25 protein-coding genes are annotated in these 24,651 nt (G+C 64.1%); 14 read left to right on the top strand and 11 right to left on the bottom strand.

Translation table 11 applies throughout. The features are described 5' to 3' along the window. On the bottom strand, positions 1 to 1,050 hold the full coding sequence (gene pdhA / locus IFT55_RS01695; RefSeq protein ID WP_192088658.1) for a pyruvate dehydrogenase (acetyl-transferring) E1 component subunit alpha: 1,050 nt from the start codon (positions 1,048 to 1,050) through the stop codon (positions 1 to 3). A gap of 99 nt (positions 1,051 to 1,149) precedes the next feature. Then, positions 1,150 to 1,506, bottom strand: coding sequence for an FtsB family cell division protein (locus tag IFT55_RS01700; protein WP_342029201.1), 357 nt, complete (start codon positions 1,504 to 1,506; stop codon positions 1,150 to 1,152). A gap of 65 nt (positions 1,507 to 1,571) precedes the next feature. Between IFT55_RS01700 and IFT55_RS01705 the strand changes: the two genes are divergently transcribed. Continuing rightward, positions 1,572 to 1,943, top strand: coding sequence for a tRNA-binding protein (locus IFT55_RS01705; protein WP_192088659.1), 372 nt, complete (start codon positions 1,572 to 1,574; stop codon positions 1,941 to 1,943). Between the two features lie 434 nt (positions 1,944 to 2,377). On the opposite strand, the gene eno is transcribed toward IFT55_RS01705, so the two are convergent. After that, positions 2,378 to 3,652, bottom strand: coding sequence for a phosphopyruvate hydratase (eno, locus tag IFT55_RS01710; RefSeq protein ID WP_192088660.1), 1,275 nt, complete (start codon positions 3,650 to 3,652; stop codon positions 2,378 to 2,380). Positions 3,653 to 3,796: 144 nt separating this feature from the next. Between eno and IFT55_RS01715 the strand changes: the two genes are divergently transcribed. The 5 genes from IFT55_RS01715 (at position 3,797) to IFT55_RS01735 (ending at position 5,741) form a co-directional block, all read left to right on the top strand. Further along, positions 3,797 to 4,378 carry a hypothetical protein gene (locus tag IFT55_RS01715; protein ID WP_249403521.1) on the top strand — a complete coding sequence of 194 codons (582 nt, stop codon included), beginning with the start codon at positions 3,797 to 3,799 and terminating at the stop codon, positions 4,376 to 4,378. A 7-nt stretch (positions 4,379 to 4,385) separates the two neighbouring features. Beyond that, positions 4,386 to 4,721, top strand: a complete 336-nt coding sequence (locus IFT55_RS01720) for a phage holin family protein (RefSeq protein ID WP_192088661.1) — start codon at positions 4,386 to 4,388, stop codon at positions 4,719 to 4,721. Further along, on the top strand, positions 4,718 to 5,032 hold the full coding sequence (locus tag IFT55_RS01725) for a hypothetical protein (RefSeq protein ID WP_192088662.1): 315 nt from the start codon (positions 4,718 to 4,720) through the stop codon (positions 5,030 to 5,032). The genes IFT55_RS01720 and IFT55_RS01725 overlap by 4 nt, the downstream gene beginning before the upstream one ends. Beyond that, entirely contained in the window at positions 5,029 to 5,442 is a 414-nt protein-coding gene (locus IFT55_RS01730; protein WP_192088663.1) for a hypothetical protein, read from the top strand. Before IFT55_RS01725 ends, IFT55_RS01730 begins: the two co-directional genes overlap by 4 nt. A gap of 77 nt (positions 5,443 to 5,519) precedes the next feature. Further along, complete coding sequence (locus tag IFT55_RS01735) at positions 5,520 to 5,741, top strand: DUF4170 domain-containing protein (protein ID WP_192088664.1); 222 nt, start codon at positions 5,520 to 5,522, stop codon at positions 5,739 to 5,741. Positions 5,742 to 6,491: 750 nt separating this feature from the next. Here the strand turns inward: IFT55_RS01735 and IFT55_RS01740 are convergent. The 6 genes from IFT55_RS01740 to carA form a co-directional block, all read right to left on the bottom strand. Then, positions 6,492 to 7,589 carry an acyltransferase family protein gene (locus tag IFT55_RS01740; protein ID WP_192088665.1) on the bottom strand — a complete coding sequence of 366 codons (1,098 nt, stop codon included), beginning with the start codon at positions 7,587 to 7,589 and terminating at the stop codon, positions 6,492 to 6,494. 241 nt (positions 7,590 to 7,830) lie between these two features. Beyond that, the gene (locus IFT55_RS01745) at positions 7,831 to 8,490 is read right to left on the bottom strand and encodes a rhomboid family intramembrane serine protease (protein WP_342029202.1); all 660 of its coding nucleotides are present in this window, start codon (positions 8,488 to 8,490) and stop codon (positions 7,831 to 7,833) included. A gap of 5 nt (positions 8,491 to 8,495) precedes the next feature. After that, on the bottom strand, positions 8,496 to 8,972 hold the full coding sequence (greA, locus tag IFT55_RS01750; protein ID WP_192088666.1) for a transcription elongation factor GreA: 477 nt from the start codon (positions 8,970 to 8,972) through the stop codon (positions 8,496 to 8,498). An 87-nt stretch (positions 8,973 to 9,059) separates the two neighbouring features. Beyond that, entirely contained in the window at positions 9,060 to 12,392 is a 3,333-nt protein-coding gene (carB, locus tag IFT55_RS01755) for a carbamoyl-phosphate synthase large subunit (protein WP_192088667.1), read from the bottom strand. Between the two features lie 10 nt (positions 12,393 to 12,402). After that, positions 12,403 to 12,609: a hypothetical protein gene (locus IFT55_RS01760; protein ID WP_192088668.1), complete on the bottom strand. Its 207-nt coding sequence runs from the start codon at positions 12,607 to 12,609 to the stop codon at positions 12,403 to 12,405. Then, positions 12,606 to 13,823, bottom strand: a complete 1,218-nt coding sequence (gene carA, locus IFT55_RS01765; protein ID WP_192088669.1) for a glutamine-hydrolyzing carbamoyl-phosphate synthase small subunit — start codon at positions 13,821 to 13,823, stop codon at positions 12,606 to 12,608. The genes IFT55_RS01760 and carA overlap by 4 nt, the downstream gene beginning before the upstream one ends. A 147-nt stretch (positions 13,824 to 13,970) precedes the next feature. Between carA and IFT55_RS01770 the strand changes: the two genes are divergently transcribed. From IFT55_RS01770 to IFT55_RS01790, 5 genes are all read left to right on the top strand, one after another. Then, entirely contained in the window at positions 13,971 to 14,423 is a 453-nt protein-coding gene (locus tag IFT55_RS01770; RefSeq protein ID WP_192088670.1) for a GatB/YqeY domain-containing protein, read from the top strand. Between the two features lie 75 nt (positions 14,424 to 14,498). Beyond that, positions 14,499 to 16,346, top strand: a complete 1,848-nt coding sequence (dnaG, locus tag IFT55_RS01775; protein ID WP_192088671.1) for a DNA primase — start codon at positions 14,499 to 14,501, stop codon at positions 16,344 to 16,346. A gap of 45 nt (positions 16,347 to 16,391) precedes the next feature. Continuing rightward, positions 16,392 to 18,434 carry an RNA polymerase sigma factor RpoD gene (gene rpoD, locus IFT55_RS01780; protein ID WP_192088672.1) on the top strand — a complete coding sequence of 681 codons (2,043 nt, stop codon included), beginning with the start codon at positions 16,392 to 16,394 and terminating at the stop codon, positions 18,432 to 18,434. A gap of 162 nt (positions 18,435 to 18,596) precedes the next feature. After that, on the top strand, positions 18,597 to 19,253 hold the full coding sequence (locus IFT55_RS01785; protein WP_249403522.1) for a DUF6975 family protein: 657 nt from the start codon (positions 18,597 to 18,599) through the stop codon (positions 19,251 to 19,253). A gap of 92 nt (positions 19,254 to 19,345) precedes the next feature. Beyond that, positions 19,346 to 20,011: an HPP family protein gene (locus tag IFT55_RS01790; RefSeq protein ID WP_192088673.1), complete on the top strand. Its 666-nt coding sequence runs from the start codon at positions 19,346 to 19,348 to the stop codon at positions 20,009 to 20,011. 141 nt (positions 20,012 to 20,152) lie between these two features. On the opposite strand, the gene IFT55_RS01795 is transcribed toward IFT55_RS01790, so the two are convergent. Further along, complete coding sequence (locus IFT55_RS01795) at positions 20,153 to 21,787, bottom strand: CTP synthase (RefSeq protein WP_192088674.1); 1,635 nt, start codon at positions 21,785 to 21,787, stop codon at positions 20,153 to 20,155. Between the two features lie 89 nt (positions 21,788 to 21,876). Then, positions 21,877 to 22,236 carry a preprotein translocase subunit SecG gene (gene secG, locus IFT55_RS01800; RefSeq protein WP_192088675.1) on the bottom strand — a complete coding sequence of 120 codons (360 nt, stop codon included), beginning with the start codon at positions 22,234 to 22,236 and terminating at the stop codon, positions 21,877 to 21,879. A 222-nt stretch (positions 22,237 to 22,458) separates the two neighbouring features. Between secG and IFT55_RS01805 the strand changes: the two genes are divergently transcribed. The 3 genes from IFT55_RS01805 to argC are packed head-to-tail and all read left to right on the top strand — an operon-like array spanning position 22,459 to position 24,537. After that, entirely contained in the window at positions 22,459 to 22,782 is a 324-nt protein-coding gene (locus IFT55_RS01805) for a MarR family transcriptional regulator (protein ID WP_192088676.1), read from the top strand. Further along, positions 22,715 to 23,608 (top strand): NlpC/P60 family protein, encoded by an 894-nt coding sequence (locus IFT55_RS01810; RefSeq protein WP_192088677.1) that lies wholly within the window; start codon positions 22,715 to 22,717, stop codon positions 23,606 to 23,608. Before IFT55_RS01805 ends, IFT55_RS01810 begins: the two co-directional genes overlap by 68 nt. After that, positions 23,605 to 24,537 carry an N-acetyl-gamma-glutamyl-phosphate reductase gene (gene argC / locus IFT55_RS01815; RefSeq protein WP_192088678.1) on the top strand — a complete coding sequence of 311 codons (933 nt, stop codon included), beginning with the start codon at positions 23,605 to 23,607 and terminating at the stop codon, positions 24,535 to 24,537. The genes IFT55_RS01810 and argC overlap by 4 nt, the downstream gene beginning before the upstream one ends. Positions 24,538 to 24,651: the final 114 nt, after the last annotated feature.

The following is a 24,651-nucleotide window of genomic DNA, read 5'->3' on the forward strand; positions in this document are numbered from 1 at the left end:
TTAGTAGCTCTCCACCAGCACGTCGGTGTACAGTTCTTTCGGGTTCGGCTCGGGCGCGCTTTCGGCGAAGTCGGCGGCCTCGGCCACGCGCTTGCGGATCTCGACCTCGATCGCCTTCAGCTCGGCTTCCTCGACCCCGGCGGCGGCCAGATCACGCTTCAGCCCCTCGATCGGGTCCGAATTGTCGCGCATCGCCTGCACCTCGTCGCGGCTGCGATACTTGGCCGGATCGGACATCGAATGGCCGCGATAGCGATAGGTCTTCATCTCGAGGATGACCGGACCCTTGCCCGCGCGCACCCATTCCAGTGCGGTTTCGGCCGCGCCGCGGCACGCCAGCACGTCCATGCCGTCGACCTGGATGCCCGGAATGCGGAAGCTTTCGCCACGGCGATACAACTGGTCCTCGGCCGACGAGCGGTTGACGCTGGTGCCCATCGCGTACTGGTTGTTCTCGATCACGAAGATGATCGGCAGCTTCCACAGCTCGGCCATGTTGAACGATTCATACACCTGACCCTGGTTCGACGCACCGTCGCCGAAATAGGCCATGCACACGCCGCCATCGTCGGCATATTTGTGTCCGAACGCGAGACCCGCGCCCAGCGACACCTGCGCGCCGACGATGCCGTGCCCGCCATAGAATTTATGCTCGGTCGAGAACATGTGCATCGACCCGCCCTTACCGCGGCTGATGCCCGCCTCGCGTCCGGTCAACTCGGCCATGATAAGTTTGGGATCGATGCCATAGGCCAGCATGTGGCCATGGTCGCGATACCCGGTGATGACCGAGTCCTTGCCGACTTCCAGCGCGGACTGCAGGCCGACCGCGACCGCTTCCTGACCGATATACAGGTGGCAGAAACCACCGATCAGGCCGAGACCATAGAGCTGGCCGGCCTTTTCCTCGAAACGCCGGATGAGCAGCATTTCCTTGTAAAAGGCGAGCAGTTCGTCCTTCGACGCCTGGTACCGCTGGGGTTCGGCCGGCCGCTCCCGGTTGGGGATGGTCGGTTCGCTGATGCGGCCTTGCGCCGGTGCTTTTGCCACGGTTCGGATGCCTCGTTCCTGAAAGGATGATCTGGGAGCGTCGCCTATGGCGCGAATTGGGAAGCCGTGCAACCGAGCGACCGGGAAACCGTCCCGGTTTCATTCATCCAGCTTGATTCCGCATCGCGTCCGCGCCGCCTGTTCGCCGGTGATGGGCACGATGAATTCGTCGGGATGCGCGACGTTCAGCTTCCGCCGCACCAGTTCGTCGACCATGTCCGGGTCGGCATGACGCGGGTCGAGCAGTTCGACCCGGTTGCGCAGTTCGGCACGCACGCGCTCCAGACACGCATATTGCGCCTGACGCTGCGCCAGTTTGCGCTGATAATCGCGATACGCCACGATCCCGTTCGGCCCCAGCACCGCATGATAGGCGAAGAAGCCGATCACGAGGATGACCAGCGCCGGCCAACCGGCACGGGCGAGCATCTGGCGAAGCGGAGAGGAACGCGACATCGTCGGTTCTTTCGGGGATAAGCGCCGCCGGTTCAAGCGGCCCCCGCACCAATCGGAGTACTGCCATGCACGTCCTGCACGATCCTGCCACCCCGGTCGCCGCGCAGATCGATTTCGACGCGTTCCTCGCGGTCGATATCCGCGTCGGCACGATCGTGGCCGCCGAACCCTATCCCGAGGCTCGCAAGCCCGCGATCAAGCTGCGGATCGATTTCGGCCCGGCGATCGGCGTGAAGCGATCGAGCGCCCGGATCACCGAACATTACGACTGCGCCACGCTGGTCGGGCGTCAGGTCGCAGCGGTCGTCAACTTCCCGCCGCGCCAGATCGGCAAATTCGTGTCCGAAGTGCTGACGCTGGGATTTCCCGACGCGGACGGCGCGGTCGTGCTGATCGGGCCGGGTCACCAAGTGCCGGACGGCGGACGGCTGTTCTGACGGAACGCCGGATCGGGGGTCGGGCGGCTCTATCGCGAACGCGATCGATCTTCGACACGATAAAACAACGCGTTGGCATAGGTATCGAAACTTCGTGCGAAGGTCGGTGGGATATCGATCCGCTTTCCGCGCATGTATAGACTGGGTACGGTCGCGACCTCCCCGCCAGTCCGCTCGTGCAACGCGGGCCATCATTCGCGACGATGCGGATGATCGCTGTCCTACACGCCCGGGCTTCGCGTAAGGTCGGCCGGCTTCGACGACCGAATACCGTGTCCTGCCAATCCGGAAGAATGCGCATATTCGTTGAAACGCCACGAGTGTGACTTTCGTGACCTTTGGCTGGATTTAGCAATCTTCCAAGGGACATACGCCAAAACGAAACGGGGCACCGGCTCGCACCGATGCCCCGCCTCATTCGGCGAAACGCGCGATCAGCGCAGGATCGAACGGCCCGCATAGCGTGCGGCGCCGGCCAGTTCTTCCTCGATACGGATCAGCTGGTTGTACTTGGCCAACCGGTCCGACCGCGCGAGCGACCCCGTCTTGATCTGGCCGCAGTTGGTCGCGACCGCGAGGTCGGCGATGGTCGAATCCTCGGTCTCGCCCGACCGGTGCGACATGACGGCGGTGTAGCGGTTGCGCTGCGCCATCGCGACCGCTTCCAGCGTCTCGGTCAGCGTGCCGATCTGGTTGACCTTGACCAGCAGCGAGTTGGCGAGACCCTGTTCCAGACCCATCGCAAGCCGCTTCGGGTTGGTGACGAACAGGTCGTCGCCGACCAGCTGGACCCGGTCGCCGATCTTGTCGGTCAGCGCCTTCCAGCCTTCGAAATCATCCTCGCCCATGCCGTCCTCGATCGACAGGATCGGATAGCGCGCGGCAAGGTCGGCCAGATAGTCCGCCATCTCGTGCGGCGTCAGCGATTTGCCCTCGCCGACCATCTCATAGCGACCGCCCTTGAAGAATTCGGTCGCCGCGCAATCCAGCGCCAGCATCACGTCCTCGCCCGGCTTGTAGCCCGCGCGCTCGATGCTCTGCATGATGAAGTCCAGCGCATCGGTGGTGCTGGCCAGCGCGGGGGCGAAGCCGCCCTCGTCCCCGACCGAGGTCGACAGACCCTTTTCCGACAGGCCCTTTTTCAGGGTGTGGAAAATCTCGGCACCGCAACGCACCGCTTCCGCGATGCTGTCGGCACCGACCGGCATCACCATGAATTCCTGGAAATCGATCGGGTTGTCGGCATGTTCGCCGCCGTTGATGATGTTCATCATCGGCACCGGCAGCAGATGCGCCGACACGCCACCGACATAGCGGTACAGCGGCAGGCCGCGTGCATCCGCCGCCGCCTTCGCCACCGCGAGGCTGACGCCGAGGATCGCGTTTGCGCCCAGACGGCCCTTATTCTCGGTGCCGTCGAGATCGATCATCGCCGTGTCGATATCGCTCTGGTCCTCGGCATCCATGCCCAGCACGGCTTCGGCAATATCGCCGTTGACCGCTTCGATCGCCGCCAGCACGCCCTTGCCCATATAGACCGACTTGTCGCCGTCGCGCTTTTCGACCGCTTCGTGCGCGCCGGTCGACGCGCCGGACGGGACCGCGGCGCGACCGAAGCTGCCGTCTTCCAGCAGCACGTCGACCTCGACCGTCGGATTGCCACGGCTGTCGAGGATCTGGCGGCCATGCACCTGGATGATTGCGGTCACGTAACGACTCCTTCTAGTGTCTGGCGCTTCGGGCCTGTCGCCGTCCCTCTATCCGCTCGACCGTCACACGGCAATTCATGTGAAGAAGACGGAACCCGACAGGGCGCGCAAGGTTGTGAAGGCGAAACGACAAAAGGATTCGTTATGACAGACTTCGATCGGACCCCCGGCAACACCGGCATCCCGAAGACCAACGATACGCCGGTCGCATTCGACGCCGACCTGTCGACGCCGCTGGGTGGATCGACGCCGGTTGGCGAATCCACGGCGTTCACCCCGCCCTCCACCGCCTTCGACGAGAACCTGTCAGCCTCGGACGATGCATCGACGCCCGCCACCGGCGCGAAGCAGACGCTGAAGGACGAAGCCGGCAAGCTGACCGCGAAGGCCGGCGAGAAAGCTCGCGGTATCGCCGACGAGGGCAAGCTGCGCGCGACCAGCGCACTCGACGAATTTTCGCGGCTGATGGACGATGCGGCAGGCACCGTCGATGAAAAGCTTGGCGAGCAGTACGGTCAGTATGCCCGTTCGGCGGCACAGGCGATTTCCGGCTTTTCCGACGACCTTCGCGGCAAGGAAGTCGAGGATTTGCTGGCCGACGCCCGCGAGTTCGTCCGCAAAAGCCCCGCAATCGCGATCGGCACTGCCGCCGCACTGGGCTTCGTGTTGTCGCGTATCGTCAAGGCCGGTGTCGATACGACCACCGACCCTGTCACGAAGGCCTGATCCCATCATGGACGACGAGGGACTGGTGAGCGTCGTCGGACGCGTCGTCGGAGATGCTAAGGCCTATGCCACGGCAGAGGTGACGCTGTGGAGGACGGTCGCGTCGACGCGTGGTTCGCAGGCCGGTGTTGCCGCCGGAATGGCGGTCGGCGCGTTGCTGATCGCGCTGTCGGCGCTCACCGCCCTGCTGGTGGGGGCGATCATCGCCTTGCGGCCGGTAATGGGTCCGGCATGGGCGACGTTGCTGGTGGTAGTAGTCGCGCTGCTGCTGGCTGGACTGCTGGCAAAGATGGCGCTTACTCGGTTCAAACGGGTTACCGCGCCGCTCGGAGGTGAAGCATGACCACGCCATCGCTCGCCGCCGCCCGGGCCGACGTGCTTATCAAGCGCGCCCGGTTACAGGCCAGCGTGGCGCAGGCAAAGCATCGCCTCGCCCCGTCGACGATCGCATCGCACGTCGCCGATGACCTTCGCGAAAAGGCGGTGGACGGGATCGTCGCGGTTCGCGAACGCCCGGCCGCTGCCGCCGGTATCGCGGCCGCGCTGCTCGCGATCGTGATCCGCAAGCCGATCGGCCGGCTGTTCCATCGCACCCCGACCGTCCCCGCCGCTCCCCGGACCCCGACCCCGCCGTTACAAGGAACCGATTCATGACCGATCATACCAACCAGACGATCAAGGACCACACCCTGCGCGACAAAGCTTCGAACGCCGCCCACGCGACCAGCGACGCCGCGCATGACGCTGCGAAGCGCGCTGCCGACAGCATCGAAGCCAACCCGCTCGCCGTGCTCGCCGGTGGCCTCGCGCTTGGCGCGGTCGTAGGCGCCCTGCTGCCCAAGTCGGCACAGGAAGCCAAGGTACTCGGACCGCTGGGCAAGCGCCTGTCCGCCGCCGCAACCGCCGCTGCTGCGACCGCGCGCGATGTGGGTAAGGAGCAGCTCACTTCGGCGCTGCCCAGCAAGGACGGCGCGAAGGAACAGTTGCGCTCGGCGATCGGGACTGTCGTTCAGGCCGCTACCGACAGCGGGAAGCAGGCGGCGAAGGGTCCGACGACCGTCTGACCCGGATTCGTGCTTGAAGGGTACGCTCCGTCCGCTATGCGACGGAGCGTATCTTTTTTTGCACTGCGGGAGCGATCATGAGCAAACTTCATCTGGTGTTCGGCGGCCGCGTCACCGATCCCCGCACGCTCGACTTCGCCGATCTCAAGGCGATCGACGTGGTCGGCATTTTCGGTGACTATGCCAGCGCCGAAAAGGCATGGCGCGCCGCGGCTCAGCGTACGGTCGACGACGCGGAAATGCGCTATGTGGTCGTCCACCTGCATCGCCTGCTCGAACCGGAACTGCCGGGCGCGTAATCGGCAGGCGGTTGGGTCGGCGACGTGCGTTGTCGACCCGTCCAAAGATCGTTTCCAGTTTGGGTTATCGAGTTGAGGCCGCCTGGCGGGCTTGGTACGTCTTCATCGACTGATGGCCTCACAGAACCCTGATTTTCGCCGTTGGCGGACTTCGACGTGCTACTGTCGGTTGTTCCGCGCTAGGGCGATGCAGGCATCGGCCCTTACCGCAGCAGGAAGAAGACGCGCTATCCGGCAGAACAGCGGTACGGGAAAGTATCGGCTGAACCGGCGGGTATCCTTCGTGGACCGCCGTGGGCAGGCAGCGGCCCTACCGCGTCATGCCGCCGATAGATCCCGATAGGCTCATCGAACCGACCGGGTGGACGGGCAAGCATGATGTCGAAAGCGGGTCGGAAACCGCTCCATCAGAATCAGCCGTAGACTACCGGTGCGATCGAGGCCGCACCGCCGCGAATGAAACGACGTCCGGCGCATGCCATCGACAACCCCCGCGCGGCATGCAGCACTCCGCTTTCAGCGTTCAACTAATGCGGCCGATCGCCGCCCGGCCGTCATGCGCCTTTGCGGCCCTCCACGACGATCTTCCACACCGCACTTGCTGGCGTCCGGACGTCCGGGCTTTCGGGCATGCGCGTGCGAGGCTTACCGTCGTGACCCGCAACAGCTGCCGGGCGACCACCGAATGGACCCCCGACACAGTTCCGACGCCCCCCGCCAATCCGGGGGGGTGCTCCGTAGCTGAAAGGATTATGCTGCTGCGACAGCCGGAATCTTCGAACGGCCGTCCAGCCGCGCGAATATTCCCAGCAGCGTCCGCCGCACGACGACCCGCGACGGTTCTTCCAACAGATAGAAGGATGCGGTCGATACCAGGTAGAGCACCACCATCGTGATGCCGATGGCGGACCAGTAGGAGAAATACTCGAACACGCCGTACTTTTCGAACACATACATGACGGGCGAGTGGAGCAGATAGAGCGAGAAGCTGAACTTGCCGGTCAACCGCATCAACCGGTTTGCAAAAATCAGGTTCGCCAGCTTAGTTTCGAACGTGAACGCCAGAATGACGAACGCGAAAGGCAACAGCCGGCCGAGGTCGCCGTAATAACGGTTCATCTTGATATCCGACGCTCCACCAGTCGGATAGATCAACTCGCCGGTGATCGAGGCAGGAAGCAGCAGTACCGCCAGTACGATCAGCGCGAATATCTGCGCGATGATCGCCGTTTTCGTATCGAGTCGGGCGATGATATACGGCCGGATAACGGCGACGGTGATGCCGGCCAGGAAGATATGCATCTTTGAAAACACGATGATGCCGGGAAAATTTCCGCGAAAGAAGAAGACCACGATCGCGAAGATCGCCGCCGGGATCGCGTATCGCATCCGGGTTTCCGCCGGCCGCGTGACGATCCACCACAGGACGGGAAACAGGAAATAAAACTGGATCTCCGGCGCGATCGACCAGAACGGCGGAACGCTGCCGAGGAATACGAGGTGGCGTACCAGCGTGCTGGTATCCATGGCATAGTTGAAGTTCGGATCGATATACCGCCCGATCAGATACCCGCCGAGCACGGTCGCGTAATATAGCGGCACCACGCGCGATATTCTGGCGACCAGATAGGTCGCGGTGGCCTGTTTGCTGATCGGCTTGGACAGGTATAGATGCCCCATCAGGAAGCCACTCAACGCAAAGAACAGGAAGACGCCGTACGTCCCCAACTGACGGTGCGCCGGCGCGATCGTTCCGAAGAACCCGAAATGCCCGATGACGACCATCAGTGCCGCCCAGCCGCGCAGGCCGTCCAGCGGAGCGATGTGCGTTTGCAGGCGATGCGGCATGCCGCCCTCGCCTCGCGCAACGGTCGCCGTGTCCGGCAGCGGCGCTGCCGACGTTCCAACTGTGTCCAAGATCTCGTCCCCCCGATCGAGACGGCTACCAGAGGCAACCTTATCAAGGGTTAACGCCTATATCATACGTTAGGCATTGCAACAGATTGAAGGCCCGACAACCGAATTGTTGACCGTGCGCGAGCCAAAAGATGGGAAGACGCGTAATCTCGGCGCGTCATCTTTCCGTCGGTTAGCGGCCGCTCTGTAGCCGGGTCGACCAGCGCCAGCGGAGCAAGGGTCGCACCAACAGCATGCCGACCAGAAATCCGCCGATGTGCGCGGCACCCGCGACCGGCATCCCGCTTCCCGCACTCGTCCAGGCGATGACGAGGTTCAGCGCGGCCCAGCTCGCGCCCAGCCACAAGGCATGGACGACATGCGCCGGCACTGGCCCGATCGCCTTAGCCTTACCGCTTCCGAACAATAGTGCGTAGGCGCCGATGAGCGCGGAAATCGCTCCGCTGGCACCTACCATCGGTACCGGTGATCGCGGATCGATCGCCCATTGCGCAGCGACAGCCGCATAGGCGCCAACCACGAGCAGAACGATCACACCACGCAGCCCGACCGCACGCTGCGTGGGCGTACCGACGATCAGCAGCGACAACAGGTTAAAGCCGAGGTGCAGCCAGCCGTCATGCACCAGCGCCGCAGTCAGCGGCGTCAGCCAAACGGGCACAAGGGGCGGCGCACCAACGAGCAACGCGGGGTCCAGCCCAATACGCATCGGCACGAAGCCCCCGACGATCGCGGCATAGTCGACGCGTCCGGTCAGGATCAGCACCGCACCGACCAGCACCATCAGTCCGCCGATCGCAAGGATCGCCGGCGAGGGCTTGCGCTCGAACACGGGAGTTAGATGAACTCGATCTTCGAGATCAGATAGTAACGGTCACCCGACGGCACCGTCACCTCGACCTCGTCATCCACCTTGCGCCCGATCAGCGCGCGGCCCAACGGCGAATTGTACGAAATGCGACCCGACTTCGCGTCCGCTTCAGTCTGCCCGACGATCTGGTACGTCACCGGCTTGTCGTCCTCATCGAGCATCGTGACGGTCGCGCCGAACACGATCTTGTCACCCGACAGGTCGCGCGGATCGATGACCTGCGCGCGCGTCAGCTTGTCCTCGATATCGGCGATCGACGCCTCGATCTGGCCCTGCCGTTCCTTCGCCGCATGATATTCGGCGTTTTCCGACAGATCGCCATGCGCACGCGCTTCCTCGATCGCGTCGATGACCAGCGGGCGTTCCACCTTCAGTTGCTTCAGGTGTACGGTCAGGCGATCATAGCCCTCTTGCAACATCGGCATCTTTTCGACCGTCGCCATTGCGCGCGCGTCCTTTATTCTATTGCCCCCGGTCATGGAACGGACCGGCTCCGGTCCGCCCACACCCATTTTCCGGTTCGATTGGGATCAGTTGTGCGACTGCGAATAATAGGATTGCAGCGGCCGTACTTCAAGTGACCGACTGGCAAGCGCCTCGATCGCCTGTGCTACCGCGACACTTGCCGGCGCGGTCGTGAAATACGGCACCTTCTGCGACTGCGCCGATGCACGGATCGATTCCGAATCGCGTAGCGACTGCCAGCCTTCGGTCGTGTTGAAGATCATCGCGATATCGCCATCGAAAATCCGGTCGACGATATGCGGTCGCCCCTGCGCTACCTTGTTCACCCGTTCGACCGGCACGCCGTTTTCCGCCAGATAGTCGGCAGTGCCGCTGGTCGCGACGATGCGGAACCCCATCCGCACCAACAGCTGAACGCCCGGCAGGATTACCGGTTTGTCGCCCGACTTGACCGACACGAACACCGTGCCGCTCTTGGGCAGCACGATACTGGCACCTAGCTGCGCCTTGGCGAACGCTGTGGCGAAATCGCGGTCGATCCCCATGACTTCGCCGGTCGACTTCATTTCGGGCGACAGCACCGGATCGACGCCGGGGAAGCGGCCCCACGGAAATACCGCTTCCTTGACGGCGACGTGATCGATGTTGCGATCGATCACCGGCAGGTTGGCGAGCATCTCGCCCGCCATGACCCGCGCCGCGATCTTGGCGACGGGCGTACCGATCGCCTTCGCCACGAACGGCACCGTGCGGCTGGCGCGCGGATTGACCTCGATAAGGTAGACCGATCCGTCCTTGACCGCGAACTGGATGTTCATCAGCCCCTTCACGTTCAGCGCGCGGGCCAGCGCCACCGTCTGCCGCTCGATCTCCGCGATGGTGTCGGCGGACAGCGAATGCGGCGGCATCGAACAGGCGCTGTCGCCCGAATGGACGCCCGCCTCCTCGATATGCTGCAAAACCCCCGCCACCACCACATCGGTGCCGTCGGCGATCGCATCGACATCGACCTCGATCGCGTCACGCAAATACTGGTCGATCAGGACCGGCGAATCGCCCGACACCTGCACCGCCGTCTGGATATAGTCGTCGAGCTGCCCCAGCGAATCGACGATTTCCATCGCCCGTCCGCCCAGAACATAGCTTGGCCGCATCAGCACCGGATAGCCGATCCGCTCGGCGATCCGCGCCGCCTCATCCCGACTGCGCGCCAGCCCGTTGGCAGGCTGGAGCAGGCCCAGCTTCGTCACCAGATCGGCAAAGCGCTCGCGGTCCTCCGCCAGATCGATCGAGTCCGGCGTCGTACCGAGGATCGGGATACCGGCTGCCTCCAGCGCACGCGCAAGGTTCAGCGGCGTCTGTCCGCCAAACTGCACGATCACGCCGACCAGCTCGCCCCGGCTCGCCTCGACATGCAGGATTTCCAGCACGTCCTCGGCGGTCAGCGGTTCGAAATACAGCCGGTCCGACGTGTCGTAATCGGTGCTGACCGTCTCGGGGTTACAATTGACCATGATCGTTTCATACCCGGCGTCGCTCAGCGCGAAGCAGGCGTGGCAGCAGCAATAGTCGAACTCGATACCCTGCCCGATGCGGTTCGGCCCGCCGCCGAGGATCACCACCTTGCGGCGCTCGGACGGCTGGCTCTCATCCTCCGGCTCGCCGAAGGTCGGCGCTTCGTAGGTCGAATACATGTACGGGGTCTTCGCCTCGAACTCGGCGGCACAGGTGTCGATGCGCTTGAATACCGGGCGTACGCCCAGCTTGTGGCGATGGGCGCGGACCTCGTCCTCGGTCACGCCGCCGGTCATCATCTTCACGACTTCGTGGATCAGGCCCGATCCGCGCGCGATGCCGCGTTCCATGCCGCGCAGGTTCGCCGATTGAAGCGCCAGCCATGCCAGCCGCTTGTCCGAAAAGCCCATCGACTTGAGCCGCCGCATGCCGGCCGCGTCCTGGGGCAGGCCGTTGGTGCACACTTCGGTTTCTGCGGCGACGATCTCTGCGATCCGTTCGAGGAACCAGGGATCGTATTTCGCGATCGCATGGACTTCCGCGACGGTGAATCCCTCGCGCAGCGCCTGTGCCGCGACCAGCAGCCGGTCGGGCGTCGCTACCGCCAGCGCCGCCTCGATCACGTCGCGGCGTGCATCGACCAGCCGGTCGACGTTGTTGAAGCCCGACAGGCCGGTTTCCAGCCCCCGCAACGCCTTTTGCAGCGACTCGTGGATATTGCGACCGATCGCCATCACTTCGCCGACCGACTTCATCGCGGTCGACAGCTTGGCTTCCGCGCCCTTGAACTTCTCAAAGGCGAAGCGCGGAATCTTGGTCACGACGTAATCGATCGTCGGCTCGAACGACGCTGGCGTCGCGCCGGTGATGTCGTTGGTGATCTCGTCCAGCGTGTAGCCGACCGCCAGCTTCGCCGCGACCTTCGCGATCGGAAAGCCGGTCGCCTTCGACGCCAGTGCCGACGATCGCGACACGCGCGGGTTCATCTCGATGACGATCAGACGACCGTCCTTGGGGTTCACCGCGAACTGGACGTTGGAGCCGCCTGTTTCCACACCGATTTCACGCAGAACCGCGATGCTCGCGTTCCGCATGATCTGATATTCCTTGTCGGTCAGCGTCAGCGCGGGCGCGACGGTAATCGAATCGCCGGTATGGACGCCCATCGGATCGATATTCTCGATCGAACACACGATGATGGCGTTGTCGGCGCGGTCGCGCACGACTTCCATCTCATATTCCTTCCAGCCGAGCAGCGATTCCTCGATCAGGATCTCGGTGGTGGGCGACGCGTCCAGTCCCTCGCGGACGATCTTCATGAACTCGTCGCGGTTATACGCCACGCCACCACCGGTGCCGCCCAGCGTGAAGCTGGGGCGGATGATGACCGGCAGGCCGATCTTCTCAAGCCCTTCCAGCGCTTCCGCCTCGCTGTGCGCGATATGACTGCGCGCCGACTCGAGGCCGATCCGGTCCATCGCGTCGCGGAACTTCAGCCGGTCCTCGGCCTTGTCGATCGCCTCCGCATCGGCACCGATCATCGTGACGCCGAACTTCGCCAGCGTGCCGTCGTTCGCTAGCGCCAGCGCGGTGTTCAGCGCGGTCTGTCCACCCATCGTCGGCAGCACCGCGTCCGGGCGCTCCTTCTCGATGATCTTGGCGACGATCTCCGGCGTGATCGGCTCGACATAGGTCGCGTCGGCCAGATCGGGGTCGGTCATGATCGTGGCGGGGTTGGAGTTGACGAGGACGATGCGATAGCCCTCCTCCTTCAACGCCTTGATCGCCTGCACGCCCGAATAATCGAACTCGCAGGCCTGACCGATGACGATCGGCCCCGCGCCGATGACGAGGATGGACGAGATGTCGGTGCGTTTTGGCATAATGGTCCGGTCAGCCCTTCGGGCGCTTGAAGATAAGGGTGACGACAGGGTTCGAGCCGTAAGCCGCCTTGCCACTGATTGTCGTGGCCAGTTCCCAGCGCTGGGATCCCAGATAGCTCAGCGCCCCTTGCAACGACTGGCGATGCCCCTCGCCAAGCTGCTGACGCAACTCGACGAACCCATTGCTCAGTTCCGCAACAAGATACTCCCACGTCATCGCGATTTCCCGATCATCCCCACGAACCGTTCGAACAGGTAGAAGCTGTCCTGCGGCCCCGGCGACGCTTCGGGGTGATACTGGACCGAGAAAGCCGGGCGATCGGTCAGTTCCAGTCCGGCATTCGACCCGTCGAACAGTGACACATGCGTTTCGCGGACGTTGGCCGGCAGCGAGTCCCGCTCGACCGCGAAGCCGTGGTTCATGCTGGTAATCTCGACCGCGCCGTCGGACAGGCGCTTGACCGGATGGTTCGCGCCGCGATGGCCTTGAAACATCTTGGTCGTGGTCGCGCCGACCGCGAGGCCGAGCAACTGGTGGCCAAGGCAGATGCCGAACAACGGCTTGCCGGTGTCGAGCAACTGCCGGATAACCGGCACCGCATATTCACCGGTCGCGGCGGGATCGCCGGGGCCGTTCGACAGGAAGATGCCGTCGGGGTTCGCCGCCATCACGTCGTCGAACGTCGCCGTGGCGGGAAGCACGGTCACGCGCGCGCCGGCCGCGACCAGATTGCGGAAGATGTTGCGCTTCGAGCCATAGTCGATCGCGACGACATGCGGCGCGGCAGCGGACGTAGCAACGTCCGCCCCGTTCGCACTCGCCGGGGACCGGCTGTCGTCATAGCCCTTGCCCAGATGCCACGCACCGCCCGCCCAGCCATAATGCGTCTCGCACGAGACGGTCTTGGCAAGGTCCATGCCCTCCAGACCCGGCCACGCCTGCGCCTGTGCGAGCAGCGCCGGGATATCGAACGTGCCGGTCGCCGAATGGGCGATCACGCCGTTGGGGGCACCGCCTTGGCGAATGCGACGGGTCAGCGCGCGGGTGTCGATGCCCGACAGCCCGATGCGGGAATGCCGTTTCATCCATTCGGTCAGATGCTCGTTCGAGCGGAAGCTGGACGGCGCGGTCACGTCCTCGCGCACGATCATGCCCAGCGCGTGGGGATCGTTCGCCTCGACGTCGTCCGCGTTCGTGCCGGTGTTGCCGATATGGGGGAAGGTGAAGGTGATGACCTGACCCGCAAAGGACGGATCGGTCATGATTTCCTGATAGCCGGTCATCGCGGTGTGAAAACACACCTCGCCGACCGCGGCGCCCTCGGCACCGAAACCGCGACCCCACAGCACGTCGCCGCTGGCGAGGACCAGCACTCCGGTCGCGCCGTCGGGGACTTTGGCAGGCGTGGCAAATGGCTTCGTGTCGGCCATGATGGGCGAGCACTCCTTGGGTTTTTCTGACGATGTCGCTAAGCGGTGGCGGCTAGTCCCTACCCCGGCCCCCGTCAATCCTGTGATCGCATCGCGATCGGCGCTATGGGTCGCCGCTTCATTCTTCGACGATCTGGAAATGCTCAAATGATTCGCGACACCATCAAGGACGCGCTGGTCACTGCCATGAAGGGCGGAGACAAGGAAACCACCGGCACGATCCGGCTGATCCAGTCCTCGATCAAGAACCGCGACATCGAGGCGCGAACCGGCAAGGCGCCCGACAGCGACGACGCGCTGGTGGTCGAAGTGCTCCAGAAAATGGTCAAGCAACGCCGCGAATCGATCGAGATGTATGAAAAGGGCAACCGCCCGGAACTGGCGGCGGCCGAAGCGCGCGAGGTCGGCGTGATCGAACGCTTCCTGCCCGCACAGATGGACCCGGCTGCGACCGCAGCGGCGATCGAGACGATCAAGGCCGATCTGGGCGCGTCGGGCATGAAGGACATGGGCCGGGTGATGGCGGAGCTGAAGACGCGTCACGGTTCCGAACTGGATATGAGCAAGGCGAGTGCGGCGGTGAAGGCGGCGCTGGCGTAAACACGTGCGACCGTACCCGAAACCGTTCGTCCCGATCATGATCGCGGGACGGATCGCACTTGAAGACCCCCGGCCATGAGTCTTACCCCGCAATTCCTTGACGAACTGCGTGCCCGGACCACGCTGTCCACACTGATCGCGAAGTCGGTCAAACTTCAGCGGGCCGGGAACGAGTTCAAAGCATGCTGCCCGTTCCACAACGAAAAATCGCCGAGCTTCTACGTCAACGACGACAAGGGCTTCTACCACTGCTTCGGCTGCTCGGCGCATGGCGACGCGATCAAGTGGATGACCGATCAGCGCGGGCTGCCGTTCATCGACGCGGTCAAGGAACTGGTCGCCGCCGCCGGCATGGAGATGCCGCAACAGGATCGCCGGTCGACCGAACGTGCCGAGCGGGCAAAGGGGCTGCACGAAGCGATGGCGGATGCCGATCGCTGGTTCGCCGAACAGCTGGCTGGCGCGGACGGGGCGCAGGCACGCGCCGCGCTCGACAGGCGCGGCATCCGTGCGGATACCGCGCGCAGCTTCGGATTGGGATTCGCACCCGATGCGCGCGGACGGTTGAAGGCGGCGCTGGCATCCTACGGCGATGCCATGCTGGTCGAATCGGGCATGCTGATTTCGGTCGAGGGCAAGGAACCGTATGACAGGTTTCGCGGGCGGCTAATGATCCCGATCCGAGATGTGCGCGGCCGGACGATCGCGTTCGGCGGACGTATTTTGGGCGATGGCGAACCGAAATATCTGAACTCGCCCGAAACGCCGTTGTTCGACAAGGGACGCACGCTCTACAACCTCGACCGGGCACAGGCCGCCGCGCGCAAGGCCGGCCGCGTCATCGCGGTCGAAGGCTATATGGACGTCATCGCGCTGGCGCAGGCCGGGTTTTACGAGGTCGTCGCGCCGCTCGGCACCGCGCTGACCGAACATCAACTCGAACGGCTGTGGCGATTGTCCGACGTGCCGATCCTGTGTTTCGATGGCGATGCCGCCGGACAGAAAGCGGCGATCCGCGCGGCGCAGCGCGCACTGCCGCTGCTGGGACCGGGCAAGAGCCTGCGCTTCGTGACGATCCCCGACGGGCAGGACCCCGACGATCTGGTCCGTGCAAAGGGCGCGGCGGCGTTCGAGGCGCTGCTGGACGAAGCGCAGCCGCTCGACGAGCGGCTATGGCGTCACGAGATCGCCGCCGAACCGGTCACGACGCCGGAAAGTCGCGCCGGGTTAAAGCGAAGGCTGACCGAACTCGCGCGGACGATCGGCGACCCGATGGTGCGTGACGAATATATCTTCGAGTTTCGCCAGCGGGCCGACGCGCTGTTCGCGCCCCCGCCCCGCCCCCCCCGCACCCCGTTCAAGCCGGGTGCGCCGCGCAAGCCCGGGGAACGGTGGAAGCCGCCCGAGGCGCCGCCATCGGAAACCGCCCATGCGATCGCGAAGGGGATCGACCCGTTCCTTGCAAAGGCCGTGCTGGCCGGGCTGATACGACATCCCGCAGAAATCGCCCGGCACATGGAATTGCTCGGGTCGCTGCGGCTGATCGATGGCCCGCTCGGCGCGCTGTACGAAGCGATGGTCGACGTCATGCTGGAGGATCGCTCGCTTGATAGCGGCAGTCTCATCACCATATTGGCCCGGTCAGGGTTTGAATCGATCACCGAGGAGTTGATGCGGGCAGATGCGATGCCGTTCTCGTTCACGGGATATGGCGATGCATTGCAGGCGACAGACCACCTTGGTGAGGCGATCGGCATTCTGGTGTCCGCGCCCGCGGTCAAATTGGCGCTGGGCAAGGCCACCGAGGCCTTCGTTGCGGGTGACGACCGGGCGTTCGAGCGGCAGCAAGTGCTGATTCGCGAACAGCAGCAACTGCAAGCACGGCTTGCAAATCTGGTGCTGGCGGACGAAGACGACGTGTAAAATGCGGCGCAAGCACGGCGCAATTGAAAGTTTTGAGGGTTTTTGATGGCCAAGGCGAATGGTGGCGGCGACGACACGATCGAAACGGGCGACGCTCCGCTGATCGACCTGAACGAGGGGTCGATCAAGAAGCTGGTCGCACGCGCCAAGAAGCGCGGGTACATCACGGTCGATCAGCTCAACGAGATGCTGCCGCAGGACCAGATGACGTCCGAGCAGATCGAGGACATCATGTCGGCACTGAACGACATGGGCGTCAACGTCGTCGAGAATGAGGATGCGGGCGAGGACGGCGAGTCCGAGGACCGCGCCAAGCAGGAAGACGAGGCCGACGACGAGGCCGCCGCCGAGCAGGACGATTCGTCCGCAGCGTTCGAACCGGTCAAGAAGAAGGAGATCGCGGATCGTACAGACGATCCCGTTCGCATGTACCTGCGCGAAATGGGCGCGGTCGAGCTGCTCAGCCGCGAGGGCGAGATCGCGATCGCCAAGCGGATCGAGGCAGGTCGCGACACGATGATCTTCGGGCTGTGCGAGTCGCCGATCACGTTCAACGCGATCATCGGCTGGTCGACCGCGCTGAACGAAGGCACGATGCAGCTGCGCGAAATCCTCGATCTGGACGCGATGCTGTCGAAGGACCCTGCGCCAGAATCGCTGACCGACGACGAGGAAGGCGAAGGCGACGGCGAGATTTCGGCCAAGAACGCCGGCCCGACCTTCAAGGAAGAGGAAGAGCCTGAGGAACCGTCGGCAGACGATGACGACGAAGGCGGCGAACGCCGTGCCCCTCGCCCCAGCGACGACGAGGAAGAGGACAATACCCTCAGCCTTGCGCAGATGGAGGAGCAGCTCAAGCCGCAGGCGCTGGAGAAGTTCGCCAACATTACCGCGATCTTCAAGAAATTTTCGAAGATCCAGTCGCAGCGGCTGGACGCCATGGCCAGCGGCGACGGTATGACCGCCGCCGAGGAACGCAAGTATCAGAAACTGCGCGAAGAGCTGACGGCCGAGGTCGAAAGCGTGCAGTTTCATCAGGCCAAGATCGAATATCTGGTCGACCAGCTATATTCGTACAACCGCCGTCTGACCGCGCTTGGCGGACAGATGCTGCGACTGGCGGAGCGTCACAAGGTGCCGCGCAAGGCGTTCCTCGACAGCTATGTCGATCATGAGCTGGACGAGCAGTGGCTGGCATCGGTCGCGAAGCTGGACAAGAAGTGGAAGGCGTTCGTCGAGAACGAAGGCCCGGCCGTCGATCGCATCCGTGCCGAAATCGCCGAAATCTCGCAGCAGACCGGTATGGCGCTGGGCGAGTTCCGCCGGATCGTCAACATGGTGCAGAAGGGCGAACGCGAAGCGCGGATCGCCAAGAAGGAGATGGTCGAGGCCAATCTGCGGCTCGTCATCTCGATCGCCAAGAAATACACCAATCGCGGGTTACAGTTCCTCGATCTGATTCAGGAAGGCAATATCGGGCTGATGAAGGCGGTCGATAAGTTCGAATATCGTCGCGGATATAAGTTCAGCACCTACGCCACGTGGTGGATCCGACAGGCTATTACCCGATCGATCGCGGATCAGGCGCGGACGATCCGCATCCCGGTCCACATGATCGAAACGATCAACAAGCTGGTGCGCACCAGCCGCCAGTTCCTGCACGAACAGGGCCGCGAACCGACGCCGGAGGAAATGGCCGAGCGCCTTTCCATGCCGCTGGAAAAGGTTCGCAAGGTGATGAAGATCGCCAAGGAACCGATCAGTCTCGAAACGCCGATCGGCGACGAGGAGGATTCGCATCTGGGCGATTTCATCGAGGACAAGAACGCGATCATTCCGGTCGACGCGGCGATTCAGGCGAACCTGAAAGAAACCGTGACGCGGGTACTTGCCTCGCTCACCCCGCGTGAGGAACGCGTGCTGCGCATGCGTTTCGGCATCGGGATGAATACCGACCACACGCTGGAAGAAGTCGGGCAGCAGTTCAGCGTGACCCGCGAACGCATCCGCCAGATCGAGGCGAAGGCGCTGCGCAAGCTCAAGCACCCCAGCCGCAGCCGCAAGATGCGTTCGTTCCTCGACCAGTAATGCCATATGATCGGCCGGCCTGTTGCCGGCCGATCATGGTGTAAATCGGGTTAACGTCCACGCAACCCGTACTTAACGCGACCACCGCTATAGTTCCGTACCAAAGCGACTTGTCCGCCCCGCCCGGCGAACAGGTCGAGCGTACGGGAGCGTAGACAGTCGATGGGTTGGGTAACAGGCGACACGATCGCGCGGGACGAACAGCCCGCTATCGTCAACATGGTGCGGCAGGATGGCAGCGCGTCGCAGCCCCTCCTGCGGCAACTCGTCGGCGGCGATTGCCGACCACGTGATCTGGCCGATGCGGTCCATCACCTCTGTACGTTGCACGGACGCCAGCCGGGGTTGATCGACCATGCAATGGGCGTAACCGACTGGCGCGATGCACAGGCATGGCTTGCCGAAGCTGCCGAAGGATTCGCGGCGGAACGCGCCTATCTCGTCCGCCTCGCCGCTGCAGCCGGACCTTCGCCCAGCACGCCCGGACAGGCCGCGACCGAAGCCGCACTGGTAGCACAACGCCACGCGATCGACATGCTGGCGCAATCGGTCCGTCCGGGCTGCGCGCTGGGTGCCGCGATGGCGCTGGCGCTCGATTGGCCGGCGGTACGCGTTCCGCTGGACGCGATGGCCGAACGTATCGGGCTGGACGTGCCGCCGCTCGACCTTCCGCCATCGATCGTCACCCACGACCTGATCGTCGCGTTCACCGTCGATCCCGCGATCGGCCGGGCAATGACGTTCGGCGCGCAACAGTTGCTGGCGCAGCATCGCGGGCTGTGGGATCTGATCGGTGCAAGGATCGCTGCGCGCGGGTAAGGTTTGATCCGGACAAGGCAACAGATTCTACCCGCGTCGCAAAACTTACTGTAAGGCCCGCCCTGGCACCGGAAACCGGCAGCGAGGTACTCTTGCAGTTTTTCAAACCGATATTGGCCGGCGCGACGTTGGCGGAGCGGTTGATCGCGTGCCTTGGCGCGGCGATCGCCATATCGCTGACCATCGTCGTCTGCTCCGGATTGCCGCTGGCGGCGACGGATGTACCGATCATCGTCGCGCCACTGGGCGCATCGGCGGTACTGGTATTCGCGGTGCCGTCCAGTCCGCTGGCACAGCCATGGCCAGTGTTGGGCGGAAACGTCATCTCGACGCTGGTCGGGGTTGCGGCGTTCAACGCAGTGCCGAATACGACCATCGCCGCCGGGGTCGCAGTGGGCGGCGCGATCCTCGCCATGTCGTTACTGCGTTGCCTGCATCCGCCCGGCGGCGCGGCGGCGCTGACCGCCGTGATTGGCAGTCAGGGGATCCATGCCGCCGGCTATTCCTTTGCATTCGCACCGGTCGGCATCAATTCGATCGCACTGGTGTCGATCGCGATGTTCCTGCACCGGGCGACCGCGCGAAACTACCCGCACGAGCCGGCCATCGCATCGCCGCGACCGATCGCCGGACTCCACGCCGCCGATATCGACGCGGCGCTGGCCGACATGCATGGAAGCTTCGATATCAGCCGCCAGGACCTGGACGCGCTGCTGAACCACGCCGAACGTCACGCCAAGCTTCGATCAAAGCTATAGGCGACGATCGGCCAAGATCAGCCACCGAAGGACGGATCGCCGTTACGCCGCATCGAGCTGTCATCGCAACAGGGAACAACTATCCCGGACCTGTTCCGGCTCACCCGAACGGTCCGACCTACGGACCGTCCGCGCTCCCCCTTACACCAGCCGCGACTGACGCACCGCCGCCGCGATGAAGCTGGCGAACAACGGATGTGGGTCGAACGGCTTGGACTTGAGTTCGGGATGAAACTGTACCCCGACGAACCACGGATGGTCGGGGCGCTCGACGATCTCCGGCAGCATGCCATCGGGCGACATGCCGGAAAATACCAGCCCGCCCTGCTCCAGCAACTCACGATAGCCGGTATTCACCTCGTAGCGATGACGATGGCGCTCGCTGATCGCGGTGTCGCCATAGATCGACGCGACCACCGAATTGCCGGCCAGCGTCGCGTCATACGCGCCGAGCCGCATCGTGCCACCTAGATCGCCGTCCGATTCGCGCTTCTGGATACCCTCCGGCGTCATCCACTCTGTGATCATGCCGACAACCGGCTGTTCGGTCGGGCCAAATTCGGTCGAGGACGCATCAGCGATACCGCCCAGGTTACGGACGCCTTCTACGCACGCCATCTGCATGCCGAAACAGATGCCGAAATACGGCACGTTACGCTGGCGCGCGAAGCGGACGCTGGCGATCTTGCCTTCCGCGCCGCGTTCACCGAACGCGCCGGGAACGAGGATCGCGTGGCACGGCTCCAGTTCGGCTGCGACCGCTTCCTGCTCGCCTTCGAACAATTCGGCGTCGATCCAGCGGATGTTGACCTTCACCCGATTGGCGATGCCACCGTGGATCAGCGCCTCGTTCAGCGACTTGTACGCATCCTGCAGGCCGACATATTTGCCGACCACACCAATCGTGACCTGCCCTTCCGGGTTTTGCAGCCGGTCCATGATGTCGGACCAGCGCGACAGGTCGGGGGCCTCACCCGGCTCCATGCCGAACGCGCGCAGTACTTCGGCGTCCAGCCCTTCGGCATGATATTGCTGGGGCACGGCATAGATGCTCGCCGCATCCAACGCCGGGATGACGGCAGCGGCGGGCACGTTGCAGAACAACGCGATCTTTGCGCGCTCGCTGGCCGGCAACGGGTGCTCACAACGGCAGACCAGTACGTCGGGCTGAACGCCCAACGCCGCCAGCTCACGCACCGAATGCTGCGTCGGCTTGGTCTTCAGCTCGCCTGCCGCCGCGATGTACGGCACCAGCGTGACGTGGATACTGATTGAGTGGCCCCGCCCCAGCTCGTTCTTCAGCTGACGGATCGCTTCGATGAACGGCAGTGATTCGATGTCGCCGACGGTTCCGCCGATCTCGCACAACACGAAATCCAGCCCGTCGGTATCCGCCTGTGCGAACGCCTTGATCGCGTCGGTGACGTGCGGAACGACCTGGACCGTCGCGCCGAGGTAATCCCCGCGTCGTTCGCGCTGGATGATCGTCTGGTAGATTCGCCCGGAGGTGACGTTGTCCGACTGGTGCGCCGCAACGCCGGTAAAGCGCTCGTAATGGCCTAGATCGAGGTCGGTTTCAGCGCCGTCGTCGGTCACATAGACTTCGCCGTGCTGATACGGACTCATAGTGCCCGGATCGACGTTCAGATACGGATCGAACTTGCGGATGCGGACGGTGTGTCCCCGCGCCTGCAGCAACGCCGCAAGGCTCGCCGCCATGAGTCCCTTGCCGAGCGACGAAACCACGCCGCCGGTGATGAAGATATACCGCGCCATGGGAGATATCGCCTAGCGTCGAACGCCATCGCCGCCAAGCGCAGGATTGCTCCCGCACCCGCAAAACGCGACGGACCGGTGGAAAAGGATTAGCGGGCGAGCGGAACCGAGCCGTTGTCGGCACCCGTCAGGTTGCCGATCGGGTCGGCTGCCGGCTGGGCCGGCGCGCTCGCCGCAGGGGGCGTGGTCGCGGGACGGGCCAGCGACGTATCGATCGAGCCTGCACCGCGGTTCGCGGCGATGACCGCCAGTACGATGCTCATCACGATGAACAGACCGGCCAGGACCGCCGTAGCGCGCGTCAGGAAATCTGCCGCGCCGCGCGCAGACATAAGTCCCGACGGGCTTCCGCCGGTGGTCAGGCCGCCGCCTTCCGACCGCTGCATCAGGATCACCGTCACGAGCAGCGCGGCGATGATCGCATGGACGACGAGCAGGAAGGTGAACATAAGCGTGGAACGTTTCCGGTAGAGTGGAATGCGGGATCGATCCGCGCCACATAGGCGACCCGGACCGTCCGATCAACCGACCGGGTCGACCCCATCCGTAACATTATCGTATCGAACCGGAAACCAAGCGCTTTGCTGCGACGTTCACTTTCCGACCCCGTACTTGGTCTGATCGAACGGTGAGTTCCTGCGATGTTCCCAAACATGCCATTGAAGCGATGGATGGCCGGACTGGTCGACTATGTTCGCTCCGGCGAACCCGACCTGACCAACCGGCAAATGGCGTTGATGATGATCGTTTATCTGCAACCTGGGCCGCATACGGTGCGCGGACTGGCGCGTGCGTTGAATGTATCAAAACCGGTCGTAACGCGCGCCTTGAACAGGTTGGGTACGCTCGGCTATCTCCGCCGCCAACGCGACGATGCCGACAAGCGAAATATCTTTGTCGCGCAGACGAACGAAGGGGCCAATTTTCTTGCAGAGTTCGGGCAGTTCATGGGCGGCGACGGCGTCGGCGACTTCCGGCAGCACGCCAGCGCGTAGCCGCTTCGCGCTGCGCGCGCGCTCGGTCGCACTCGACCTGCGCGTCGATGCGGTGCGTCGCGATCTGGCCGATATCCGCATGGCGGACAGGGTGTTCGCGCCACATTATGCCGTCCCGGCGCGGCGCACCGCCGGTCGCCTCGTCGTGGTCGCCGGAACGCCGGATGGCGTGCCGTTGTCGCAACTATTGCCGGGTGAACCCTTCGACGTACTGGAATTCACGTCGACCCACGCATGGGGTCGCTCCCCGGTCGACGGCGTCGTCGGATTCGTCGACTGCGATTCGCTGACAGGCGAGTTCCCGTCGAGCCATATCGTCATTGCGAAATACGCGCCGGTACATGCCGATGCGTCGTCGACGAGTCCCGTACTGGCGCAATTGCCGATGGGTGCACGGGTTGCGGCGACCCCGTCAGGTGATGACTGGGTCGAGGTCGACGGCGGCTATGTCGCAGCGAATACCGTCGTGTCGCGGGAAGACGCAGGCGGCGATGCGGTCGCGTTCGCACTCGCATTGCGGAACGTTGCGGCGGTTACCGGCGGACGGTCGGGCGACGGGGTCGACGCGGCGGGTCTGATCTTTCTGACTCACGCGCTTGCGGGCGCGCCCCCTGCCCGTTTCGCGGATCTTCAGTCTGCTACGATCGGTACGCCGCTGGCAGAGGGCGATGTGTTGCGCCGGGGCGATCTGATTTTCTTCGCGGATCATGTCGTCATGCTGGTCGATGGCGACACGGCGATCCATGTCGACGACGTGGTGAAGTGCGAGGCATTGGCGACATTGGACCGGTTCGGCCCGGTCGTGGCACGGAGGCGTCCGGCATGAGCGTGAAGCTGTTCATCGACGGCGCTGCCGGCACCACCGGACTGGAGATCGCCGACCGGCTGGCCGGGCGTTCGGATGTAACGTTCGTGACGCTTGATGAAGCGCGGCGTAAGGACGCGGCGGCGCGGCGCGAGGCGCTGAACGACGCCGACTTCGTCATCCTGTGCCTGCCCGACGAAGCCGCCCGCGAAGCGGTGGCGTTGATCGACAACGACCGCACGCGCGTGATCGACGCATCGACCGCGCACCGCACGGCCGAAGGCTGGACCTATGGCATGGCGGAGCTGGAACCGTCGCAGCCCGGCGCGATCGCATCGGCGATGCGCGTGTCCAATCCGGGATGCTACCCGACCGGGTTTCTGGCGCTGGTCCGTCCGCTGGTGCGCGCCGGACTGATCCCGCACGACTGGCCGGTGAGCGTCCATGCCGTGTCGGGCTATTCGGGCGGCGGCAAGGCGATGATCGCAGAGTTCGAGGGCGGCGGCAGCGACACGGCGTTCCGGGGCTATGCCACCGGCCTTGCGCACAAGCATGTCGGCGAGATGCAGCGGCACGCGCGGCTTGCACATCCGCCGCTCTTCACGCCTGCCGTAGTGCGCACCTATCGCGGCATGGTGGTCGAGGTGCCGTTGCCGCTGTTCGCGTTCCAGCGTCGTCCCAGCCTGACCGCGATCGAGACCGCGTTGCGCGAGGCCTATCGCGAATCACCGGTCGTGCGGGTGCTGGACAGCGAAGGCGTGTCGACCGTGGAGATCGAAGCGGATGCAGGCACCGACCGGCTGTCGCTGCGGGTGTTCGGCAATGCCGCCACCGGTCAGGCGCGGCTGGTCGCGACGCTCGACAATCTGGGCAAGGGCGCGGCGGGCGCGGCGGTGCAGAATTTCAACCTGATGGCCGGGTTCGAGCAGACCGACGGACTGACGCTCTAGCCGCATATCGTCCCCTGCCCGGGACGATAGTGGATGTCAGCCGCACGATTGAAATCGTTGCGCACCGAATACCGATGCCGGGTTCGCGTTTGCGGAATAGGCTGCTAACAGCGC

The organism is Sphingomonas sp. CFBP 13720, assembly GCF_014842075.1.
Taxonomy (GTDB): domain Bacteria; phylum Pseudomonadota; class Alphaproteobacteria; order Sphingomonadales; family Sphingomonadaceae; genus Sphingomonas.